This is a genomic window from Microbacterium sp. NPDC055599 (assembly GCF_053618975.1).
In genome coordinates, this window is the sequence record NZ_JBSHIM010000006.1 from 127,071 (window position 1) to 145,679 (window position 18,609).

At 71.2% G+C, this 18,609-nt stretch carries 17 protein-coding genes; 16 read left to right on the forward strand and 1 reads right to left on the reverse strand.

Translation table 11 applies throughout. The features are described from left to right. Positions 1–47: 47 nt before the first annotated feature. Genes ACWGQ1_RS07510 through ACWGQ1_RS07565 form a run of 12 tightly spaced genes read left to right on the forward strand, consistent with a single transcriptional unit; the run spans position 48 to position 12,345 of the window. A complete protein-coding gene (locus tag ACWGQ1_RS07510; protein ID WP_452312688.1) occupies positions 48–1,583 on the forward strand; it encodes an amidohydrolase family protein in 1,536 nt (511 codons plus the stop codon). Beyond that, entirely contained in the window at positions 1,573–2,586 is a 1,014-nt protein-coding gene (locus ACWGQ1_RS07515) for a Gfo/Idh/MocA family oxidoreductase (protein ID WP_452312689.1), read from the forward strand. The genes ACWGQ1_RS07510 and ACWGQ1_RS07515 overlap by 11 nt, the downstream gene beginning before the upstream one ends. Then, positions 2,583–3,551 (forward strand): hypothetical protein, encoded by a 969-nt coding sequence (locus ACWGQ1_RS07520; RefSeq protein WP_452312690.1) that lies wholly within the window; start codon positions 2,583–2,585, stop codon positions 3,549–3,551. The genes ACWGQ1_RS07515 and ACWGQ1_RS07520 overlap by 4 nt, the downstream gene beginning before the upstream one ends. 49 nt (positions 3,552–3,600) lie before the next feature. Then, a complete protein-coding gene (locus ACWGQ1_RS07525; RefSeq protein ID WP_452312691.1) occupies positions 3,601–4,443 on the forward strand; it encodes a fumarylacetoacetate hydrolase family protein in 843 nt (280 codons plus the stop codon). 59 nt (positions 4,444–4,502) lie between these two features. Continuing rightward, positions 4,503–6,110 carry an ABC transporter substrate-binding protein gene (locus tag ACWGQ1_RS07530; RefSeq protein WP_452312692.1) on the forward strand — a complete coding sequence of 536 codons (1,608 nt, stop codon included), beginning with the start codon at positions 4,503–4,505 and terminating at the stop codon, positions 6,108–6,110. 25 nt (positions 6,111–6,135) lie between these two features. Next, positions 6,136–7,083, forward strand: a complete 948-nt coding sequence (locus tag ACWGQ1_RS07535; protein ID WP_211542624.1) for an ABC transporter permease — start codon at positions 6,136–6,138, stop codon at positions 7,081–7,083. Continuing rightward, positions 7,080–7,985: an ABC transporter permease gene (locus ACWGQ1_RS07540; protein WP_211542626.1), complete on the forward strand. Its 906-nt coding sequence runs from the start codon at positions 7,080–7,082 to the stop codon at positions 7,983–7,985. Before ACWGQ1_RS07535 ends, ACWGQ1_RS07540 begins: the two co-directional genes overlap by 4 nt. 2 nt (positions 7,986–7,987) lie before the next feature. Further along, positions 7,988–8,983: an oligopeptide/dipeptide ABC transporter ATP-binding protein gene (locus tag ACWGQ1_RS07545; RefSeq protein ID WP_452312693.1), complete on the forward strand. Its 996-nt coding sequence runs from the start codon at positions 7,988–7,990 to the stop codon at positions 8,981–8,983. Next, the gene (locus ACWGQ1_RS07550; protein WP_452312694.1) at positions 8,980–9,957 is read left to right on the forward strand and encodes an oligopeptide/dipeptide ABC transporter ATP-binding protein; all 978 of its coding nucleotides are present in this window, start codon (positions 8,980–8,982) and stop codon (positions 9,955–9,957) included. The genes ACWGQ1_RS07545 and ACWGQ1_RS07550 overlap by 4 nt, the downstream gene beginning before the upstream one ends. Then, positions 9,954–11,039 (forward strand): alanine racemase, encoded by a 1,086-nt coding sequence (locus ACWGQ1_RS07555; RefSeq protein WP_452312695.1) that lies wholly within the window; start codon positions 9,954–9,956, stop codon positions 11,037–11,039. The genes ACWGQ1_RS07550 and ACWGQ1_RS07555 overlap by 4 nt, the downstream gene beginning before the upstream one ends. Continuing rightward, a complete protein-coding gene (locus ACWGQ1_RS07560) occupies positions 11,036–11,968 on the forward strand; it encodes a DUF4862 family protein (RefSeq protein ID WP_452312696.1) in 933 nt (310 codons plus the stop codon). Before ACWGQ1_RS07555 ends, ACWGQ1_RS07560 begins: the two co-directional genes overlap by 4 nt. Beyond that, positions 11,965–12,345: a RidA family protein gene (locus ACWGQ1_RS07565; RefSeq protein ID WP_211542636.1), complete on the forward strand. Its 381-nt coding sequence runs from the start codon at positions 11,965–11,967 to the stop codon at positions 12,343–12,345. The genes ACWGQ1_RS07560 and ACWGQ1_RS07565 overlap by 4 nt, the downstream gene beginning before the upstream one ends. A gap of 55 nt (positions 12,346–12,400) precedes the next feature. Here ACWGQ1_RS07565 and ACWGQ1_RS07570 read toward each other — a convergent pair whose 3' ends face one another. Continuing rightward, a complete protein-coding gene (locus tag ACWGQ1_RS07570; RefSeq protein ID WP_452312697.1) occupies positions 12,401–13,303 on the reverse strand; it encodes a dihydrodipicolinate synthase family protein in 903 nt (300 codons plus the stop codon). Between the two features lie 161 nt (positions 13,304–13,464). Here ACWGQ1_RS07570 and ACWGQ1_RS07575 point away from each other — a divergent pair, with 161 nt between their 5' ends. From ACWGQ1_RS07575 to ACWGQ1_RS07590, 4 genes are all read left to right on the forward strand, one after another. Then, positions 13,465–14,253: an IclR family transcriptional regulator domain-containing protein gene (locus ACWGQ1_RS07575; protein ID WP_452312698.1), complete on the forward strand. Its 789-nt coding sequence runs from the start codon at positions 13,465–13,467 to the stop codon at positions 14,251–14,253. A gap of 45 nt (positions 14,254–14,298) precedes the next feature. Further along, the gene (locus tag ACWGQ1_RS07580; RefSeq protein ID WP_452312699.1) at positions 14,299–15,159 is read left to right on the forward strand and encodes an amidohydrolase family protein; all 861 of its coding nucleotides are present in this window, start codon (positions 14,299–14,301) and stop codon (positions 15,157–15,159) included. Between the two features lie 125 nt (positions 15,160–15,284). After that, positions 15,285–15,818 (forward strand): hypothetical protein, encoded by a 534-nt coding sequence (locus tag ACWGQ1_RS07585; protein ID WP_452312700.1) that lies wholly within the window; start codon positions 15,285–15,287, stop codon positions 15,816–15,818. A gap of 58 nt (positions 15,819–15,876) precedes the next feature. Continuing rightward, on the forward strand, positions 15,877–18,591 hold the full coding sequence (locus ACWGQ1_RS07590) for a glycoside hydrolase family 97 catalytic domain-containing protein (RefSeq protein WP_452312701.1): 2,715 nt from the start codon (positions 15,877–15,879) through the stop codon (positions 18,589–18,591). Positions 18,592–18,609: the final 18 nt, after the last annotated feature.

The following is an 18,609-nucleotide window of genomic DNA, read 5'->3' on the forward strand; positions in this document are numbered from 1 at the left end:
GAATCCCGATGGTCGAATCGCCACACCCGAAAACCCATGGAGCACCCGTGAGCACCCACGCCGATCTGCTGCTGCGAGGAGGAACCCTCGTCGACGTCGTCGACGGGCGTCTCCGCGACGCTGACGTCGCGATCGTCGACGGGCGCATCGGGGCGATCCTTCCCCGGGGTGCGCAGGTCTCCGCCCCTCGCACCGCCGACTGCACCGGGCTTCTGATCGCCCCCGGATTCGTGGACATCCACACGCACTCCGATCTCAGCCGTCTGGTCTACCCCGGGCAGGAGAGCCGCGTCACCCAGGGGATCACCACCGAGGTGGTCGGCAACTGCGGCATGAGCCCCGCCCCCGTGGTCGGCAGCCGCGACCGCACGCGGGAGGTGATCGGTCCGGTCGACATCGTCGAGTCGGCACCCTGGTCATGGACGGGCGTGGAGGGGTGGCTCGCGGCGCTGGAGCACACGCCCGCGGCGACCAACGGGAGCGCACTCGTCGGCCACGGCACCGTGCGTGCCGCTGTCGCCCGCTCCACCGCGGCTCCGGTCGACCGTCACGAGCTGGTGCGCGTGATCCGCGACGCCCTCGGCATCGGCTGCGTGGGAGTGAGCCTCGGTCTCATGTACGCGCCGGGCCAGAGCGCCGACCCCGAGGAACTCCGTGCGGTCGCGGAAGCCGTCCGCGCCCACGACGCCCTGCTGTCGGTGCACCTGCGCTCCTACGCGCACGAGGGGCTGCTGGCCGCGGTCGAGGAGGCGGTGGCGCTCGCGGAGGCCACGGGGGTGCGGCTCCAGCTGTCGCACCTGCGCATGATCGGGTCGGACGCCGGCACGTATGACCGCGTCCTCGCCAGGGTCGAGCGGGCTCGTCGGAGCGTCGACGTCGCGGCCGACGCCTATCCCTACCTGTCCGGCCACACCACGCTGGTCCAGCTGCTGTCGCCGGATGTCCGCGCGGCGGGCGAGCGGGCCTGTGCAGCCCTGCCGCTGAACACGCTCGTGCGGGGTCTGGCGGCATCCGGTTTCGCGCCGGAGGCGATCACGGTGATGAAGGCCCGTGCGACGCCGGACGCCGTGGGGTGCGCACCGGACCCCGCCGACCCCTGGGCCTGGCTGGCCCGGTTGCTCGTGGACAACGACGGCGCGGTGGATGTCGCGGTCATCGGCTCCACCGCGGAGAATCTCGACACGGCCCTGCGCACCCCGTGGATCTCGATCGCTTCGGACGGAGCAGCGTTGGGCCCCACGCACACGGAGAGCGCGGCGCACCCGCGCTCCTGGGGGACCTTTCCGCGGGCGTATCGCCGCATGCGCGAGCTGGGGCTGACCCCCGCGGAAGCGCTGCGGCGATGCACCGACGACCCGGCGCGGCGGATCGGCGCCCGTGCGGTCGTCACCGAGGGGGCACGCGCGGATCTCGTGGTCTTCGACGACGTCGCGCTGACCGACACCGCGACCGAGGCGACCCCGATGGCACCCGCCGCGGGAATCGCGCACGTGTTCGTCGGCGGTACCGCGGTAGTCGATGACGCGCGCACGACGGCCGCGCGTCCCGGCCGATTCCAGAGGAGGGCACACGGTGGGCACTGACAGACAGGTGGGATTCGCGATCGTGGGGGCGGGAGGGATTGCCGGCGAGCACGCGCGCGCACTGTCCCGCTCGACGCGCGGCCGACTGGTGAGCGTGTGCGACACCCGCCTCACGGCCGCCGAGCAGCTCGCCGCCCCGCACGGTGCCAGGGCCGTGTCCGACCTGACACGGGTGTTGGACGATCCGACGGTCGACGCCGTGATCCTGTGCACGCCCAACCGCACCCACGTGCCCCTCGGTCGAGCGGTCATCGAGTCGGGGCGGCACCTGCTGATCGAGAAGCCCCTCGCGCTGACCTCGCCCGACGCGGAGATCCTCGTCCAGGCTGCGGAGGCCGCCGATCGCCTCTTGATCGTCGGTCACACGCACCGGCACAGCGCCCAGGCGCAGGCGATCGCCGCGCTGGTGCATGGGGGAGAGATCGGCGCGGTCCGGTTCGTGCACATCGTGATGAACGGAGGGTGGCTGTGGGGCGGCTGGTCGTCCTGGGTGCTCGACCGCGGGCTCTCCGGCGGTCACGCCCTCCACAACGGCGTCCACCTGATGGACCTCGCCGCCTGGTGGGTGGGAGAAGATCCGGTGGCCGTGCGCGCGGTCGGACAGCGAGCCACGAGTGCCGCCCTCGACATCCACGACTACCTCGTGATCGATCTGCGCTTCGCGAGCGGCGCGGTCGCCCGGTGCGAGGTCAGTCGAGCCGAGCTTCCGCGGGATGCCTCGTTCACGCAGCTGCGCGTGGTCGGCGACACCGGCACCGTCGAGCGGCGGTGGGACGCGGACGGCATGCAGACGTGGACCGATCGCGGGCAGGGCGGCTGGTCACCGGACGGCGCGGTCGAGCGGTCGTTCACGGCGCAGCTCGAACGGTTCATCGACGCGGTCGACGACCACGCCCTCGCCTTCCCCCCGGTGCGCGACAGCCTCGCGGTTGTCCGCTGGGCGGAGGCCGCGGAGGAATCGCTCGCCACGGGCGCGAGCATCTCGACGGGAGGCCGGGGATGACGTCGATCCTGCTGGCGGGGGCTGCCGGACTGCCCAACCAGGACCATCAGCGCGACATGTGGGTGCCCGCCGCGCAGCGCGCCGGCCTCCGCATCGCTGCCTTCTGGGTGCACCCGGACGCGGACGACCAGGAGGTGCGCCGCGCCACGGACGTCGCCGAGGAGCACGGTATCGAGCTGCGGCGCGACCCCGTCCCGCCGACCATCGGCGTCGATGCGATCATCTGCTGTCAGCGCGGGACCCGCCGCACGCTCGTGCTCCGCGCGGCGCACGAGGCAGGGATCCCGGTGCTGCTCGACAAGCCCACGCTGGACAGCACCACCGCCCTCGCGGCGCTCGCCGCGGAACTCCCCGACGGCACGGTGGCGCCCGGGCATCATTTCGCCGCGCACCCGTCGGTCACCCGCCTGGTCCGCGCGGTCCACTCGGGTGAGATCGGCCTGCTTCGCGCCGTGCACACGGAGCTGGTGGTCACGCGTGGCGACGGGCCGGCGCCCGAGGGCGAGCTGCGCAACCTCCTGGTGTACCTCGCCGATCTGGCGCGACGCGTCACGGGTGCCGGTTCCCTGCGCATGAGCGCCGACCGGGTCGACGCCGCCGACCGCGGCACGGAGAGCTGGACCGTGCTCGCCCAGACCGATCGCGAGGTGGTGGTGGGCATCCACGTGACCAGGACGACCGTCGGCGAACCCGAGATCCTCACGGCGCGGGTGCGGGTGAACGGCTCCCACGGTTCGGCCATCGTCGACCTCACGTCGCCCGCGGTGGAGGTGCAGCATGCCGGAGCCCGCCGCCGTGTGCCTCTCGGCCCCGACTCGGTGACGATGCTCGTCGCCGCGCTGCGCGACCCCGAGGCGCGGCGCGCGTTCGAACTGCCCCTCGATGAGATCGCCGCGCTCTCCCGGTTCCTGGACGACGTGGCCGAGGCCGCGACGGATGGCGGCGTCCGAGAGACGCAGTGGTGAGGGCGATGCGGGGCACCGCTGCACCGACGAGACGAGAGGGACGAACACGATGAGATACGTCAGCTACGACCACGAGGGTGTGCCGGGGCATGGATACCTGGACGGCGAGGACATCGTCGTGCTCGGCCGCGGTCACCTCGACCTGCGGGCCGGAACGCCGAGTACTGCACCGATCGGGCGACTTCGACGCGACGAGGCGGTGCTGCGGGCTCCGCTCGCGCGGCCGGGGAAGATCATCGGCGTCGCGGCGAACTACCAGGAGCACGTGCGCGAAGGCGGTGCGGACGACCGGGTCAAGGCGGTGAGCACCCCGCGCCTGTTCCTCAAGCCGGACACCGCGCTCGCGGGACCCGACGACCCCGTCGTGCGTCCGCGCCTCACGCGCACGCTCGACTGGGAGGCCGAGCTCGGTGTGGTCATCGGCACCGAGGCCGCCGACGTCGCCGTGCACGAGGCTCTCGACCACGTCTTCGGGTACGTCACAGCGAACGACATCTCGGCCAGGTCGCTCGACGTCGGAACCGAACGGGACGGCCAGGAGTGGACCGTCTTCTTCGACTGGCTCGCCGGCAAGTGGCTCGACGCGTCCGCCCCCATCGGTCCCTGGCTGGTGTCGGCCGACGAGGTGTCGGACCCGCAGGACCTCGCCCTGAGCCTGTCGGTCAACGGGATCGTGCGGCAGCGCTCGACGACCGCGGCCATGATCTTCTCGGTCGCCGAGCTGATCTCCTTCGCCTCTCGGCTCATGACCCTTCGGCCCGGGGATCTGCTGCTCACCGGCACGCCGGCCGGGGTCGGTGCCGCCACCGGCGACTACCTCCAGCCGGGCGACGTGATGGTCGCCGAGGTCGAGCGCCTCGGGGCCCTGCGCACGCCGGTCGTGTCCGGCTGATCGCGGTCACGAGGCGCGCCCGTTCCTGCACCACCCGACACATGAGAGAAGAGGTACCCATGCGAAAGCGATCACTGGCGCTCCTGGCGGCGACCACCGTCGTCCTGCTGGCGGGATGCACCGCGGGAGGGCCGTCCGACGCCGACTCTCCGTCCGCCACCTCCGCGAGCGTCTACCTGTACCAGGAGCCGACCGCGTTCAACCCCCTCAAGCCGTTCGCGGGCGGCGAGCAGCTGGCGATGTCGCTGCTCTACGACAACCTGGTCACGACGAACCCCGATGCCGAGTACGTTCCGCGGCTCGCGGAGTCCTGGGAGGTCGACGACGACGCCACCGTGTACACGTTCCACCTCCGGGAGGGGCTGACGTGGAGCGACGGGGAGCCGTTCGACGCCGACGACGTCGTGTTCACCTACAATCTCTTCGCCGATCCCGCCGTGGCCAGCGCGCAGTCGTCGCGGCTCGCGGGGGTCGTCGGCTACGACGACGTGCAGTCCGGTGCCGCCGAGACGCTGGCCGGCGTCACCGCCCCGGACGACACCACGGTCCGCATCGAACTGCGCAGCCCCGACGCGGGGTTCCTGTCGCTCATCGCCTACGGTCCGATCTTCTTCATCCTCCCCGAGCACGTGCTCGGGGACGTGCCCGCCGAACAGGTCATGGAGAACGAGTTCTTCTCCGCGCCGACTGTGGGAATGGGGCCGTACGTCCTCGACGAGTACCGACAGGACCAGGAGCTGGTCCTGTCGGCGAACGAGCACTACCGGGACGAGGTCGGCATCGACACGCTGTACCTGAAGCTCGTCACGAGCGACGTGGCCACCTCGCAGCTGTCCACGGGGGAGATCGACATCGTGCAGATCTCGCCGAGCGACCTCGGCGCGGTCGAGGCGATCCCCGACGTCAGCGCCAGCACCGCACCGTCGCCGGGGTTCACCCGCATGGCCGTCAACACCGAGAAGGGACTCCTCGGCGACGCGCGCGTTCGCCAGGCGATCGTGACCGCGATCGACCGTGAGGGCATCATCGACGGCATCCTCGGGGGCGCGGCCAGCCGGCTCAACAGCACGTTCCTGGCCGACTGGGCCCTGCCGGACGACCTGGACTCCTACCCGTACGACCCGGAGCGCGCGAAGGAGCTGCTCGCCGAGGCAGGCTGGGACCCCTCGACGCCCGTGGAACTCAGCTGGATCAACGGGCAGCGCGACCGCGACCTGACGGTCGACGTGATCGTGGAGAACCTGAAGGCCGTCGGCATCCAGGCCAGCGCGAACCCGGTGGACTCCGCCGGGCAGTCCGCGCTGCTGCAGGCGAAGTCGTTCGATCTGCTGCTCTTCGGCGGGGGCGTCTACTCGATCGACCCCGCCAGTTCCGCCCCGGTGCTGTCGTGCGCGTCGCGCTTCCCTGAGGGCTCGAACCTGTCGCTGTTCTGCGACGAGGAGCTTGACGCGCTGCTGGCGGAGGGTGCGGGCACCAACGACCGGGACGCGCGGGCCTCCGTGTACCGCGACGCCGCGCGCCTCGACAACGCCACGGTGCCGTACATCTGGCTGAACCGTCCCGACACGATCTGGGCCGTAAGCGACCGCGTGTCCGGCTTCGTACCGAACGGCGACGCCACGAACGGATTCTGGAACGCCGCCGAGTGGACCGTGTCGGGGCAGTAGGGGAGCAACCAGGGTGATCAGGTCATTGAGCGGGCGTCTCCTGTCGAGCGCCGTGATCTTCGTCGCGATCGCGATCGGACTGTTCGCGCTCGTGCACGCGGCCCCCGGCGACCCGGTCGAGATGACCCTGCCCCCGGAGCTCAGCGGTGCCGATCGCGAGGCGTACATCGCCGCGCGCCGCCGGGAGCTGGGGCTGGACCAGCCGGTGCTCGTGCAGTTCGTCCGCTGGTTCGGCGGTGTGCTCTCCGGTGACCTGGGCTACTCGTTCTCCTCGGGACAGCCGGTCGGTCAGGTGCTGACCGACCGGCTGGGCCCCACGATGCTGCTGATGGGCAGCGCGCTCGTGATCGGCACGCTCATCGCCGTGCCGGCCGGGATCCTCGCCGCGGCACGACGCAACACCCCGGTGGACTACGCGATCAGCGCGGGGAGCGTGCTGGCCATCTGCTTCCCCGGGTTCTTCCTGGCGATGCTGGGCATCTATGTGTTCGCGGTGCAGTTGCGGCTCCTGCCGAGCGCGGGGATGACGTCGTCGGGAGGCGGCGACGCGCTCGACGTGCTTCGTCACCTCCTCCTCCCGGTCGGGCTGCTGTCCCTAACGGTCGCGGCACCGTTCACGCGCTTCGTCCGCGGGGGGATGCTCGAAGAGCTCGGCAAGGACTATGTGCGAACGGTGCTCGCGAAGGGCGGTGGGCCCGTGCGGGCGGTGGCACACGCACTGCGCAACACCCTGCTGTCGCTCATCACGGTGCTGATGCTCTACATCCCGGTGTTCCTCGCGGGCGCGGTCGCCGTGGAGCAGGTGTTCGCGTGGCCGGGCATGGGACAGCTCTCCATCCAGGCCGTGCAGGCGCGTGACTACCCGGTGGTGATCGGGTTCGGCCTCTACGTGGCCGTGCTGGTGCTGGTGTGCAACCTGCTCGCCGACGTGGCCTACGTGATCCTCGACCCCCGTGTGCGGAGGCAGCGATGACCGAGATCGACATGCGACCCCGCACGAGCGCGGTCGCCCTGCGGAACCGGAAGGAGGCCTCGCCCGGTGCGGCCGCTCGCCGCCGGTTCCGCAGGAACGCACTCGCGGTGGGCGGAGTCGCGGTGATCGCCGTGGTTCTCATCGCCGTGATCGCGGCCCCCTGGCTCACGCCGTACACCCCGGAGCAGATCGACCTGGGCGCCGTGCGGCGCCCGCCGAGCCCGGAGCACCTGCTGGGCACGGACTCGGTCGGCCGCGACGTGCTCACGCGCCTGCTGCACGGCGGACGCGTGTCTCTCGCCGTCGGACTGTGCGCGGCGGTGATCGCCGTCACCGTCGGCACGATCGTCGGCGTCGTCGCCGGCTGGGCGGGCGGCTGGGTGGACACGGCCATCACGCGGATCATCGACGGGTTCCTCGTGCTTCCCGCGGTGCTCGTCGCGATCGTCCTCGCCGGGGTGCTCGGGCCCAACATCGGGATGCTGATCGGGGTGATCGCCGGGCTCTCCTGGCCCTCGTCCGCCCGCATCGCGCGCAGTGTCGTCATCGGCCTGCGCGGGGAGGAATTCATGCAGGCGGCCCAGGTGCTGGGTTCGCGGACCCTCTTCGTCATGCGCCGGCATCTGGTCCCCTTCGTGCTGCCTCATGTCACGGTGGCGGCGACCCTCCTGGTGTCGGAGGCCATCCTGCTCGAGGCGGCGCTGTCGTTCCTCGGGGTGGGCGTGCAGCCGCCGACGCCCAGCTGGGGAAACATGCTCACCGAGGCGCAGTCGATCACCGTGCTGTCCTCCATGCCCTGGCTGTGGATACCCACCGGACTCACGATCGCCCTCACCGTGCTGGCCGCGATGGTCATCGGCGACGGCCTGCGCGACGCCCTCGACCCCAGAAAGGCGCGATGACGATGACGGAGAAGCTTCTGACGGTGGAGGAGCTCGTCGTGCGGATCCCCACCGCCGACGGGCCGAGCGAGCTGCTCGGCGGGGTGAACCTCGAGGTGCACCGCGGCGAGATCGTCGGGGTCGCGGGCGAGAGCGGCTCAGGGAAGAGCCTCACCGCGCTCGCCATCCTGGGGCTGTTGCCGACCGGGGCGTTGACCGATGGCGCCATCCGGTTCGACGGCGAGGACATCGTCCGCTGGCCGGAACGTCGAATGCGCGCACTGCGCGGCGGCCGCATCGGCATGGTGTTCCAGGATCCGATGACCACCCTGAACCCGTTGCATCGCGTCGGCGACCAGATCGCGGAGGCCTACCGCATCCATCACCCCGCCGCGGGACGGACGGCCGCCAGGAACAAGGCCGTCGAGGTGCTCGAGCTGGTGGGGGTGCCGGAGCCGCAGCGGCGCGCACGGCAGTACCCGCACCAGTGGTCGGGGGGCATGCGCCAGCGTGCCGTGATCGCCATGGCGCTCGTGAACGAGCCAGAGCTGGTGATCGCCGACGAGGCGACGACCGCGCTCGACGCGACCATCCAGGCCCAGGTGATCGACGTGCTGCTTCGCGCGAAGGAGGCCCTCGGCGTCTCCGTCCTGTTCATCAGCCACGACCTGGGGCTGATCGGCCAGATCGCGGACACCGCCGTGGTGATGTATGCGGGACGCGTGGTGGAGTCCGCCGCGGCCGCTTCGATCCTCGGTGACGCGCGGCACCCCTACTCCCGAGCCCTGGTGGCCAGCCGCCCCGGTGCGTCCCCGCCGGGAACCGCACTGCCGACCATCCCCGGGATCCCGGCGCGACCGGGGTCCGCCGCTTCGGGCTGTGCGTTCGCGCCCCGGTGCGGTTTCGTCGGACGGTCGGAGAGATGCCGCGAGGAGACGCCACTGTTGCTTCCACCGGCGCCCGGCCGGCTGAGCGCCTGCCACTTCCGCGACGACCCTCGGATGGAGCTGGCCTCATGACCGCGCCGCTGCTCGCCGTCGAACAGCTGCGCGTGCACTTCCGCGCCGGAGGCCGCCGCGGCGGTGTCGTGCACGCGGTCGACGGGCTGGACCTCGTCGTGCGCGATGCGGAGTTCGTCGGCGTGATCGGCGAGTCCGGCTGCGGGAAGTCCTCGATGGGCCGCGCGCTCGTGCACTTGAACCCGGTCACGTCGGGCCGCATCGTCTACCGCGGCGACGACATCACCGCGGCCGATCGCGCGGACCGGCGTCGACTGCGCCGCGAGATCCAGTTCATGTTCCAGGATCCGCACTCGTCCCTCAACCCGCGCTTCACGGCGCGGGAGATCCTGCGGGAACCGCTCCGCGCGCACGGTATCCCCGCCTCGGAACAGGACCTGGTGCGGATGCTGGACCGCGTCGCCCTGCCCGCCGACGCGCTCGACCGCTACCCGCACGAATTCTCCGGCGGGCAGCGTCAGCGCATCGGGCTGGCGCGTGCGATGGCGCTGTCGCCCCGCCTGCTCGTGCTGGACGAGCCGGTCTCGGGGCTCGACGTCTCCGTGCAGGCGCAGGTGCTGAATCTGCTGGCCGACATCCGGCGCGACAGCGATACCGCCTTCCTGATGATCACGCATGACCTGGAAGTGGTGCGCCACTCGGCCGACCGGGTGGTGGTGATGTACCTGGGGGTGATCGTCGAGGAGGGTCCGGCCGCGGCGGTCCTGGACGCCCCGGCGCACCCGTACACGCGGGCACTCGTCTCGGCGATGCCGAACGGCGCAGGCCGCGAGCGGATCGTCCTCGGCGGCGAGCTGCCATCGCCGCTTCGCCCGCCCAGCGGATGCCGATTCCGCACTCGCTGCTGGAAGGCCGTCGAGCGGTGCGCACAGGAGACGCCGCCGCTCGCGCCAATCGGGGGCGGTCGTGCCGTCGCCTGCCACTTCCCCGAGGACGTGACCGCCGCCGTCGACCACCGAGGAGCATCCACATGACCTTTCCCGAGAGTCTCGCCGACGTGCCGACGCCGGCGCTGGTGATCGATCTCGACCGCCTCGGTGCCAACGTGCTGCGCATGGCCGAGATCGCCCATCGTGCCGGGGTGGCCCTCCGGCCGCACTGGAAGACGAGCAAGAGCCTGGCGGTGGCGGCGTTGCAGTCCGCTGCCGGTGCGGTCGGCTTCACCTGCGCCACGGCGCTCGAGGCGGAGGTCCTGATCGAGGCCGGCCACGACGTGTTCTGGGCGTATCCGCCCGTGGGCGCCGCGCGCATCGCGTCGGCCGTGCGGCTCGCAGCTCGCGGCCGGCTGACCGTCGGGGTCGACTCGGTCGCCGCCGCTGCGGCGCTGGCCGGGCGTGCGGCGGCGGAGGGCCTCACGATCCCGGTGCGCCTCGACATCGACTCGGGTCTCGGCCGCACCGGGGCTCACCCCGCCGATGCGCCGGGAGAGCTGGAGGACATCGCCGCGCTGGACGGCCTCCGCCTGGAGGGCATCTTCACGCACGAGGGGCAGTTGGCGCGGCACGGAGCGGATCGGGAGGCCCGCCGTGCCGCTGGCATCGGGGTCGGGCGTCTCCTGGTGGAGGTCGCCGAAGCGGCGAGGGCCCGCGGTGTCGCCATCGATGTCGTCTCGGTCGGCTCGACGCCGGGTGCCGACAGTGCACCGACCGTCGCGGGTATCACGGAGATGCGACCGGGAACCTACGTCTTCGGCGACGACAATCAGCGCTCCACGGGCGCGGTTGCCGCGGAGGACTGCGCGCTGACCGTGCATGCGACCGTCGTCAGCACCCAGCGCGGCGAACCGGCGATCGTCGACGCCGGGCTCAAGGCCATGAGCGGCGACGGCAGCGCCCGGGGCGACGGACGACTGGGCACACGCGTCGACGGTCCGGGGGTGCTCGCACTCGCCCACGAGGAGCACGGGTTCCTGCGCGGGGCCGGCGCGGTGTCGCTCGGCGATCGAGTGGTGCTGCTGCCGAACCACGCCTGCGGCACCGTCAACATGTTCTCCACGGCGTGGGTCGTCAGTCGCGGGGTCATCGTCGACCGCTGGCCGGTGGAGGCACGCCGATGACTCGTCGGGACGTCGTCGTCGGTGCCTACGCGGCCCTGTCGCCGGAGGACGCCCCGACCGCGGCGGCCGCCTTCGTCGAATCGATCCTCGGGCTCGACGACGTGGACGGCCTCGAGATTCCGCTCGGCCTCGCGGGAGACGAGCAGTGGTTCCAGTGGGCGGGCGGGGGAGGGCGCCACGTGGTCACCGCTGTGCCCGCGCTCGCGGTCCGCACTCGCGCCAGGGCGGGCTTCGGCCTCGCGTCCGCCGACCCTCGGGGTCGCCGCGCCGCGATCGCCGTGATCGCCGGCATGCACGAGCAGCTGGTGCGCTGGCGGGAGCACGGCCGGGTCGTGACCGCGGTTGCCCTTTCGAGCGGCGTGCCGGGCTCGGGGGCCGTGGCGGCGCGCCTGACCGAGAGTCTGCGGGAGATCCGCTCGTGGGACTGGGGCGGCACCGCGGTCGTGATCGAGCACTGCGACGCCGTGGGCGGAGCGGGCGCGCCCGACAAGGGGTACGCGCGGCTGCACGACGAGCGCGCGGCGGTCGAGCGGAGCGACCACGAGGGTGCGGCCACGAGCGGCCTCGTCGTCAACTGGGGCCGGTCGGCGATCGAGTTCCGCGACGTGTCCGGCGCCGCCGTGCACGCGGAACAGGCCGGTGAGCGGTTGTTCGGCTTCATGCTCTCGGGCGTCTCAGGGGAGGACGGGCCCTACGGTCCCGCCTGGACGGATGCCCATCCCCCGGTCGTGGACACGGTCGATCCGTCCGTCTCGCTGCTCACGCGGGAGCACGCCGTCGAAGCACTGGCCTCGCTCGCCCACCCGCCCGCCTACGTCGGGGTGAAGACCGCGTGGCGTCCCGCTGGGGACCGCCTCGAACCGCGGATCGCCGCCGTGCGCCGCGCCCTCGACCTGTTGAGAACACCGACGTCTGGAAGGACACCATGATCAAGCACGCCATCTCCACTCCCTCCGCACCGGCGCCCGTCGGCCCCTACTCCCAGGGCATCGTCGCCGGAGGGCTGCTGTTCCTTGCGGGGCAGGGCCCGTTCGACGAGGGGGGTGCTCTCGTGGGCGAGACGTTCGCCGCGCAGGCGCACCGGACCTTCCAGAACCTGCAGGCGGTCGCGGCGGCGGCCGGAACCGACCTCGGCGCCGCGGTGCGACTCGGAGCGTATCTGAACGACCTCGGCGACTTCGAGGAGTTCAATGCGATCGCGGCGCAGTACCTGCCCGAGCCCTTCCCCGCGCGCACGACGATCAAGGTCGAGCTGATGGGCTTCCTGATCGAGCTGGACGCCGTGCTCCTGGTGGATCGTGGGTGACCGGTCGCGGGGTCCGGTGCGCGCGCATCCCCGCGGCACCGGACCCCGCCCGCCGTCATGCCACCGCACGTCGCAGCAGCTCGACCTGCGTATCGAGGAACCGTGCGGTCGGCGGGTCGATCGCATAGGTGACCGGCCCGCGCATCCGCGCATCGGTGAAGACCCCCTGGGCGACGAGCGACCACTTCTCGAACGCCACGTAGCCGTCCAGCCCGGGCACCATCGAGATGATCGCGGTGAGGGGGTTGCTGATCGCCAGGGCGCGGTCGTCGTCTCCCGCCTGCAGCGCAGCCCACAGCGCGCTCACCGCCCAGATCAGGTCCGGCCCCGGCATCGTGCCGACGATGCCCCGCGTAAAGGTGTCGAGCAGTGCCATGCCGCCCGAGCCGTCCAGGATGCGAGCCCGGTCGGAGGTTGCCGCGAGCAGGGCGGACGCGCGCTGCCCGAGCGGCTCGGTCTCGGGCTTGAGCAGCAGCCGCTCGTGGCCGAAGTGCTGCACGAGGGCCGCCTGCACTTCCACGGGGATCGAGGCGCCGACGTATCCGCTCGCGTCCTGCAGGATCACCGGCATCCCCGCGGCATCGACGACCTCCTCGAGGTAGGCCACCAGCTGCGGCTCCGAGACCGGAGAGAGCAGCGGAGGCGTGACCATCACGGCATCCGCACCCGCGTCTCGTGCGTGCAGGCAGAGTTCGCGCGCCGTGCGCGTGCTCTCCGCTCCCACGCTCACGACGACGGGTCCTCGTCCGCGGGCGAACCGCACGGCGAGGGCGTTCAGTGCCATCCGCTCCGCGGTGCTCAGGCGGAGGATCTCCGAGACCATCGCGACGACGATGCCGTCCGCGCCGTTGGCGAAGAGCCAGTCGATCTCGGCGTCGAGCTGGACGGGGTCGATCTCCCACTGGTCGTCGAAGGGCGTCGCGATGACGGGCAGGACGCCGCTGAGGCTGTCGGTCACGGGGTTCTCCTGTTCGGTAGGGCAGTCGCCTATTCGGCGCTCGCCACGGTAGGCAGCGGGTACGCAACCGGCCAACAACTGTGCGGCCAGGCCGAATCCTGGCGCGCGCGGCATCACGAGAGGGGCTGCTGATGGAGGGCGCGGGGCGGAAGAAGACCGGAGTGCAGAGCGTCGACCGGGCGATCGATGTGCTGGAGGCGCTCATCGGCTCGGCGCGCGGTGCCACGGTGACGGAGGTCGCGGCCGCGGTGGGCGGATCGAAGAGTGCGGTGTTCGCGACGTTGCAGACGCTGTGTGCGCGCGGGTTCGTGCGCTCGACGGGGTCGGGCATGGAACGGCGCTATGCGCTCGGCCTCCGACTGACATTCCTGGGGGAGATCGCGCTGTCGCGGGTCTCCCTGCGTGACCTGGCGATGCCGCACCTGCGGGCGCTCACCGACGAGATCGACCTGACGTCGCGGGTCGCGACGCGCGTGGACAACTATGTGGTGGTCGTCGGGCGGGTGGAGAGCACGAGCGGTGTGCGGTTCGAGCTGCACATGGGGCAGAAGGAGTACCTGCACTCGTCGTCGGTGGGGAAAGCGATCCTGTCGACGCTGCCCGATGACGAGGTGGCGGCGACGATGTCGCGGACGTCGATGGTGCGCCGCACCGCACGGACCGTGTCGAGCGTGCCGGCGCTCCTGGACGATCTCGCGCGGACCCGCGAGCGCGGGTTCTCGATCGATGACGAGGAGGATGCCGACGGCGTGGTGTGCATCGGCGCGCCGATCTTCGACCGCAGCCGTCGCGCGACGAGCGCGGTGAGCGTGACGCGGCTGAAGGCGGGCTTCTCCCGCACCGAGATCCTGCGCGTCGGTCGCACGGTGGCCGACCACGCCGAGCGCATCTCGTTCGCGCTCGGGAACGTCAGTCCGGCATTCGGTTCCGACGAACACCATTTCGCCTGAGCGCACGCCCCGGATGACCATGGCGGAAAGAGAGAGGGAGTGCCCATGATCGTCGATGTCCATGCCCACCTGTTCGATCAGCATCGCCACCTCGGCGACACCTTCGTGGCGCAGGCGGGCAAGGCCGCCGGCCACGAGGTGGACCTGAGCACCCACTGGTCCCAGTACTGGGACACCGCGCCGGACGAGACGGTCGCCCTCGTGATCGGCGGGAAAGCGCGCCTGTCGGGGATCTGGGTCGAGGATGAGGACGTTGCGGCGTTCGTGGCGTCGGCGAACGGCCGGGCCGTCGGATTCCTCTCGCTGGATCCCACGCAGCCCGGCTGGTGGGACGAGCTCGTCCACGCCCACCGCGATCTGGGCCTGCGGGGCATCAAGCTCATGCCGATGTACGCCGGGTTCGATCCGGCCGCCGCGGAGTTCGAGCCGCTGTGGGCCTACGCCGAGAGCAACGGGCTTCCCGTGCTGATGCACACGGGGACGACCTTCATGAGCCAGGCGGTGCTGGCCTACGCCCGACCCGGGATCGCCGACGAGATCGCTCGCCGCCACCCGGAGCTGCGGTTGATTCTCGCGCACATGGGTCATCCCTACGAGGGGGAGTGCATCGCCGTCATCCGCAAGCATCCGCATGTCTACGCGGACATCAGCGCGCTTCACTATCGCCCGTTCCAGCTCTGGAACACGCTGATGCTCGTGCAGGAGTACGGCGTCTGGCACAAGCTGCTGTTCGGCAGTGACTTCCCCTTCACGACGGTGAACGACACGATCGCGGGACTCCACCGGATCGGGGGGATCGTGGCGCCGGGGTTCGAGCCGCTGTCGATGACCGAGGTCGACGCGCTCGTCCAGCGCGATGCGCTGAGTCTGCTCGGATTGCCGCTGCCGACGCGCGACGGTTCCTGACCAGCGGGACGCGGGGCCGCCGACCCCGGGTTCACCGGTGCGGGGAGACGGCTTTCGGGGTTTCCCTCCCGGTTGTTCCGGATGGCCCCCTGCCGTGCGCGCGGTCGAACCGGAATTCTGGCTGCATGACCCTCCGCATCCTGATCCGCACCTGGCTCGCGAGCCTGGTCGGCTGTGTTCCCCTGCTCGCCCTGCTGCTCGTGCCCCAGCTGTTGCGCAGTCGCGCCGGCAATGAGCATCTGCTGCTGCTCGGCACGGGGGCGCTGCTGCTCCTGCTGGTCGCGGCGTTCCTGGCCGCGCCGGTACTGTCCGCGTTCGCGGCGCCGGAAGGCGGCCGCTGGGACCGGAGGACGGCGTGGCGGTCGGCCGGAGCGGTGTGGCGTACTCGCCGCGGGGCTGCGGTCGGCGCTCTCCTCGCGGGGGTCGGCGTGTATGCGCTCGGGCAGGTGCTGGCGTACGGCGTCGCCGAGGTCGTACCTCCCTTCGCCGACAATCCGGCCCACGCGACCGATCCGGCGCAGTCGCGCTGGATCGTGCACTACCCGGCCTACGTGCTCCAGGCGCTCGTGATCTACGCGACCAGCACGCTGTCCGTCGCGGTGTACGCGACGCTGCTGCGGAGTCCCGCGCGACCTTTCGCGAATTACTTGACGGCGTAACTTTACGGTGTCAATATAGTCGCGCCACCGCGACGACGCGGGGGCGGAAGGAGCCATGATGGCGAAACTCCAGAGGACGTCGCTGGCCACGGTGGCCGCGCTGGTCCTGTCCATGGGGGTGCTCGCGTCGGCCTCACCGGCGCTCGCGTCCACCGATCACACCGTCACGTCGCCCGATGGGCAGACGTCGCTCACGGTGCGGCACGAGAACGACGGATCGCTGTCGTACTCGGTCGTGCAGGGCGGCCTCGCCGTGATCGACAGCTCGAAGATGGGCGTCGTCACGGCCGCGGTCGACCTGTCGACCAGCCTCACGTTCGGCACCGAGACGACCACCCCCGTCGTGCAGAACTACTCCCTCGTGGAGCACTTCGACGGCCCGATCTCGTCGTCGGCGAACCAGATGACGCTCACGTTCACCCGCGGATCCGCGCAGCTCGCGGTCGTGGTGCGCGCCCAGAACGACGGCGTCGCGTTCCGCTACCAGGTGTCGGGCGTGGGATCGACCACCATCACCCGCGAGGCGACGACCTTCGCCCTCCCCGCGAACACCGGGCTGTGGGCGAGCGACTACCGGTCGGCGAGGGACTATGAAGACGCCTACCCCTACGTATCCGCCATGTCGATGGGGTCGCGTCACTTCGCGATGCCGACGCTCGCCAGCCTGTCGAACAACGCCAAATGGGCGCTGATCTCCGAGGCCGCGGTGTACGTGAACCCCACCTACCCGGCCGTCCGGCTCGACGCGCAGGGCAACAACAACCGCACGCTGAAGGTGCAGCTCCCCGGCCCGGACAGCAACGTGTTCGACACGTCCACCGCCGGCACCCAGGTCGCGACCACCGGCTCCTTCACCACGCCGTGGCGCGCGATCGCCGTCAGCTCCTCGCTCGACGCCATCGTCAACACCTCCCTCATCACCGACCTCAACCCGGCACCCGCCGCGGGCACCGACACGTCGTGGATCCGTCCGGGCAAGGCGCTGTGGTCGTGGTGGTCGAACGAGGAGAAGGCCTCGGAGGGCGACGACATGCTGCGCTCGCAGAAGGAGTACATCGACACCGCCGAGCAGCTGGGCATGCAGTTCGTGACGGTGGACTGCTGCTACAACGACGGCGACGGCTCGATCGAGCAGCTCGTCGCCTACGGCAAGAAGCGTGACATCGGCGTGTTCATCTGGAAGAACAAGGGCGACTACGTCAACAGCGACGGCAGCTACTACACGCAGGCGCAGCTCGACACCGCGATGCAGGCGATCGCGAACCGCGGGGTCGCCGGGGTCAAGATCGACTTCATGCAGTCCGACCGGCTGGAGACCATGGCCCTGTACGACCGGATCGCGAAGGCGGCGATGAAGGCGAAGGTGCTCGTCAACTTCCACGGCAGCACGAAGCCCGCGGGGGAGAACCGCACCTATCCGAACCTCATCACCTCGGAGGCCGTGCTCGGCAGCGAGCAGTACAAGTACGGTCGGCCGCCGACGGGCACCGACACGGCGACGTACCCGTTCACCCGCAACCCGATCGGCGGCATGGACATGACGCCCGTGATCTTCTCCAACTCGAACCTGCTCACCACCCACGCGCACCAGCTCGCGCAGAGCGTGCTGTTCAGCTCGGCCATGCAGCACTTCGCCGACTCGGCCGCCGCGTACGAGACCTGGGTGGGGCGGCACGTGCTGAGTGCGGTTCCGACCGTGTGGGACGAGAGCCGACTGATCGAGGGGTTCCCGGGCGACTACGCGACCATCGCGCGGCGGACGGGATCGGACTGGTTCATCGGCTCGGTGTCCGACACGGCGCGCACCACGAACATCCCGCTCACGTTCCTGGGCTCCGGCTCGTACACCGCCACCCTGTTCAAGGACGGCGCGACCGACCGGCAGATCGTGACCGAGACACGCACCGTGACGTCGAGCTCGACCCTGGCGATCCCGGTGCGCGCGAACGGCGGCCTGACGGTGCAGATCAGCGCGACGCCGCTGCCCTTCGCCGGTACCGGTGACCGTGTGCTGGAGGCCGAGGCGAGCGGCAACACGCTCGCGGGCGGCGCCAGCGTCGCCGCATGCCCCGGCTGCTCCGGCGGCTCGAAGGTCGGCAGCCTCGGCAACGGTGCCACCGTGCGCTTCAACGGCGTCCAGGCCGCCACGGCGGGGACGTACGTGCTGCGGGTGGGCTACCTGGCCGAGGACCCGCGCTCGTTCACGGTCTCCGTCAACGGCGGGGCCGCGCAGACCGTCAGCCCGCCGCGCTCCGGCAAGGGCAACGCGGGCAACCCGAGCGGCTGGGACATCGTGCGCGACGTCGAGGTGCCCGTGACCCTCGCTGCCGGCGCCAACACGATCACGATCGGCGGCAGCAGCTACGCCCCCGACATCGACCGCATCATCGTGCTGCGCTCCTACGAGGCGGAGGCGACCGGCAACACCCGCACCGGCACCGCGGCCGTCGTGGCGTGCACCGGACCGGAGTGCTCCGGGCAGAAGGTCGGCGACCTCTACGGCGCGTCTACCCTCGCCTTCACCGGGGTGCAGGCGCAGCAGGCGGGATCGACCACCGTGCACATCCGGTATGCGGCCGCCACGGCGCGGTCGGTGCAGGTCAGGGTGAACGGGGGAGCGCCGATCACGGTCGCGTTCCCGGTCACCGCCGACTGGAACGACATCAGCACGCAGACCGTGCACCTGCCGCTCGCGGCAGGGGCGAACACCATCACGTTCGACGCGGCCGGGGGCTACGCGCCCGACATCGACCGCATCATCGTGCGGCAGTAGCGGACACACAGGAGGGGC

What these genes read in the sequence shown, in the direction of transcription:
- ACWGQ1_RS07520 (WP_452312690.1), top strand. Translation starts at nt 2,583, where the DNA reads ATGACGTCGATCCTGCTGGCGGGGGCTGCCGGACTGCCCAACCAGGAC.
- ACWGQ1_RS07525 (WP_452312691.1), top strand. Translation starts at nt 3,601, where the DNA reads ATGAGATACGTCAGCTACGACCACGAGGGTGTGCCGGGGCATGGATAC.
- ACWGQ1_RS07530 (WP_452312692.1), top strand. Translation starts at nt 4,503, where the DNA reads ATGCGAAAGCGATCACTGGCGCTCCTGGCGGCGACCACCGTCGTCCTG.
- ACWGQ1_RS07540 (WP_211542626.1), top strand. Translation starts at nt 7,080, where the DNA reads ATGACCGAGATCGACATGCGACCCCGCACGAGCGCGGTCGCCCTGCGG.
- ACWGQ1_RS07545 (WP_452312693.1), top strand. Translation starts at nt 7,988, where the DNA reads ATGACGGAGAAGCTTCTGACGGTGGAGGAGCTCGTCGTGCGGATCCCC.
- ACWGQ1_RS07550 (WP_452312694.1), top strand. Translation starts at nt 8,980, where the DNA reads ATGACCGCGCCGCTGCTCGCCGTCGAACAGCTGCGCGTGCACTTCCGC.
- ACWGQ1_RS07555 (WP_452312695.1), top strand. Translation starts at nt 9,954, where the DNA reads ATGACCTTTCCCGAGAGTCTCGCCGACGTGCCGACGCCGGCGCTGGTG.
- ACWGQ1_RS07560 (WP_452312696.1), top strand. Translation starts at nt 11,036, where the DNA reads ATGACTCGTCGGGACGTCGTCGTCGGTGCCTACGCGGCCCTGTCGCCG.
- ACWGQ1_RS07565 (WP_211542636.1), top strand. Translation starts at nt 11,965, where the DNA reads ATGATCAAGCACGCCATCTCCACTCCCTCCGCACCGGCGCCCGTCGGC.
- ACWGQ1_RS07580 (WP_452312699.1), top strand. Translation starts at nt 14,299, where the DNA reads ATGATCGTCGATGTCCATGCCCACCTGTTCGATCAGCATCGCCACCTC.
- ACWGQ1_RS07585 (WP_452312700.1), top strand. Translation starts at nt 15,285, where the DNA reads ATGACCCTCCGCATCCTGATCCGCACCTGGCTCGCGAGCCTGGTCGGC.
- ACWGQ1_RS07590 (WP_452312701.1), top strand. Translation starts at nt 15,877, where the DNA reads ATGGCGAAACTCCAGAGGACGTCGCTGGCCACGGTGGCCGCGCTGGTC.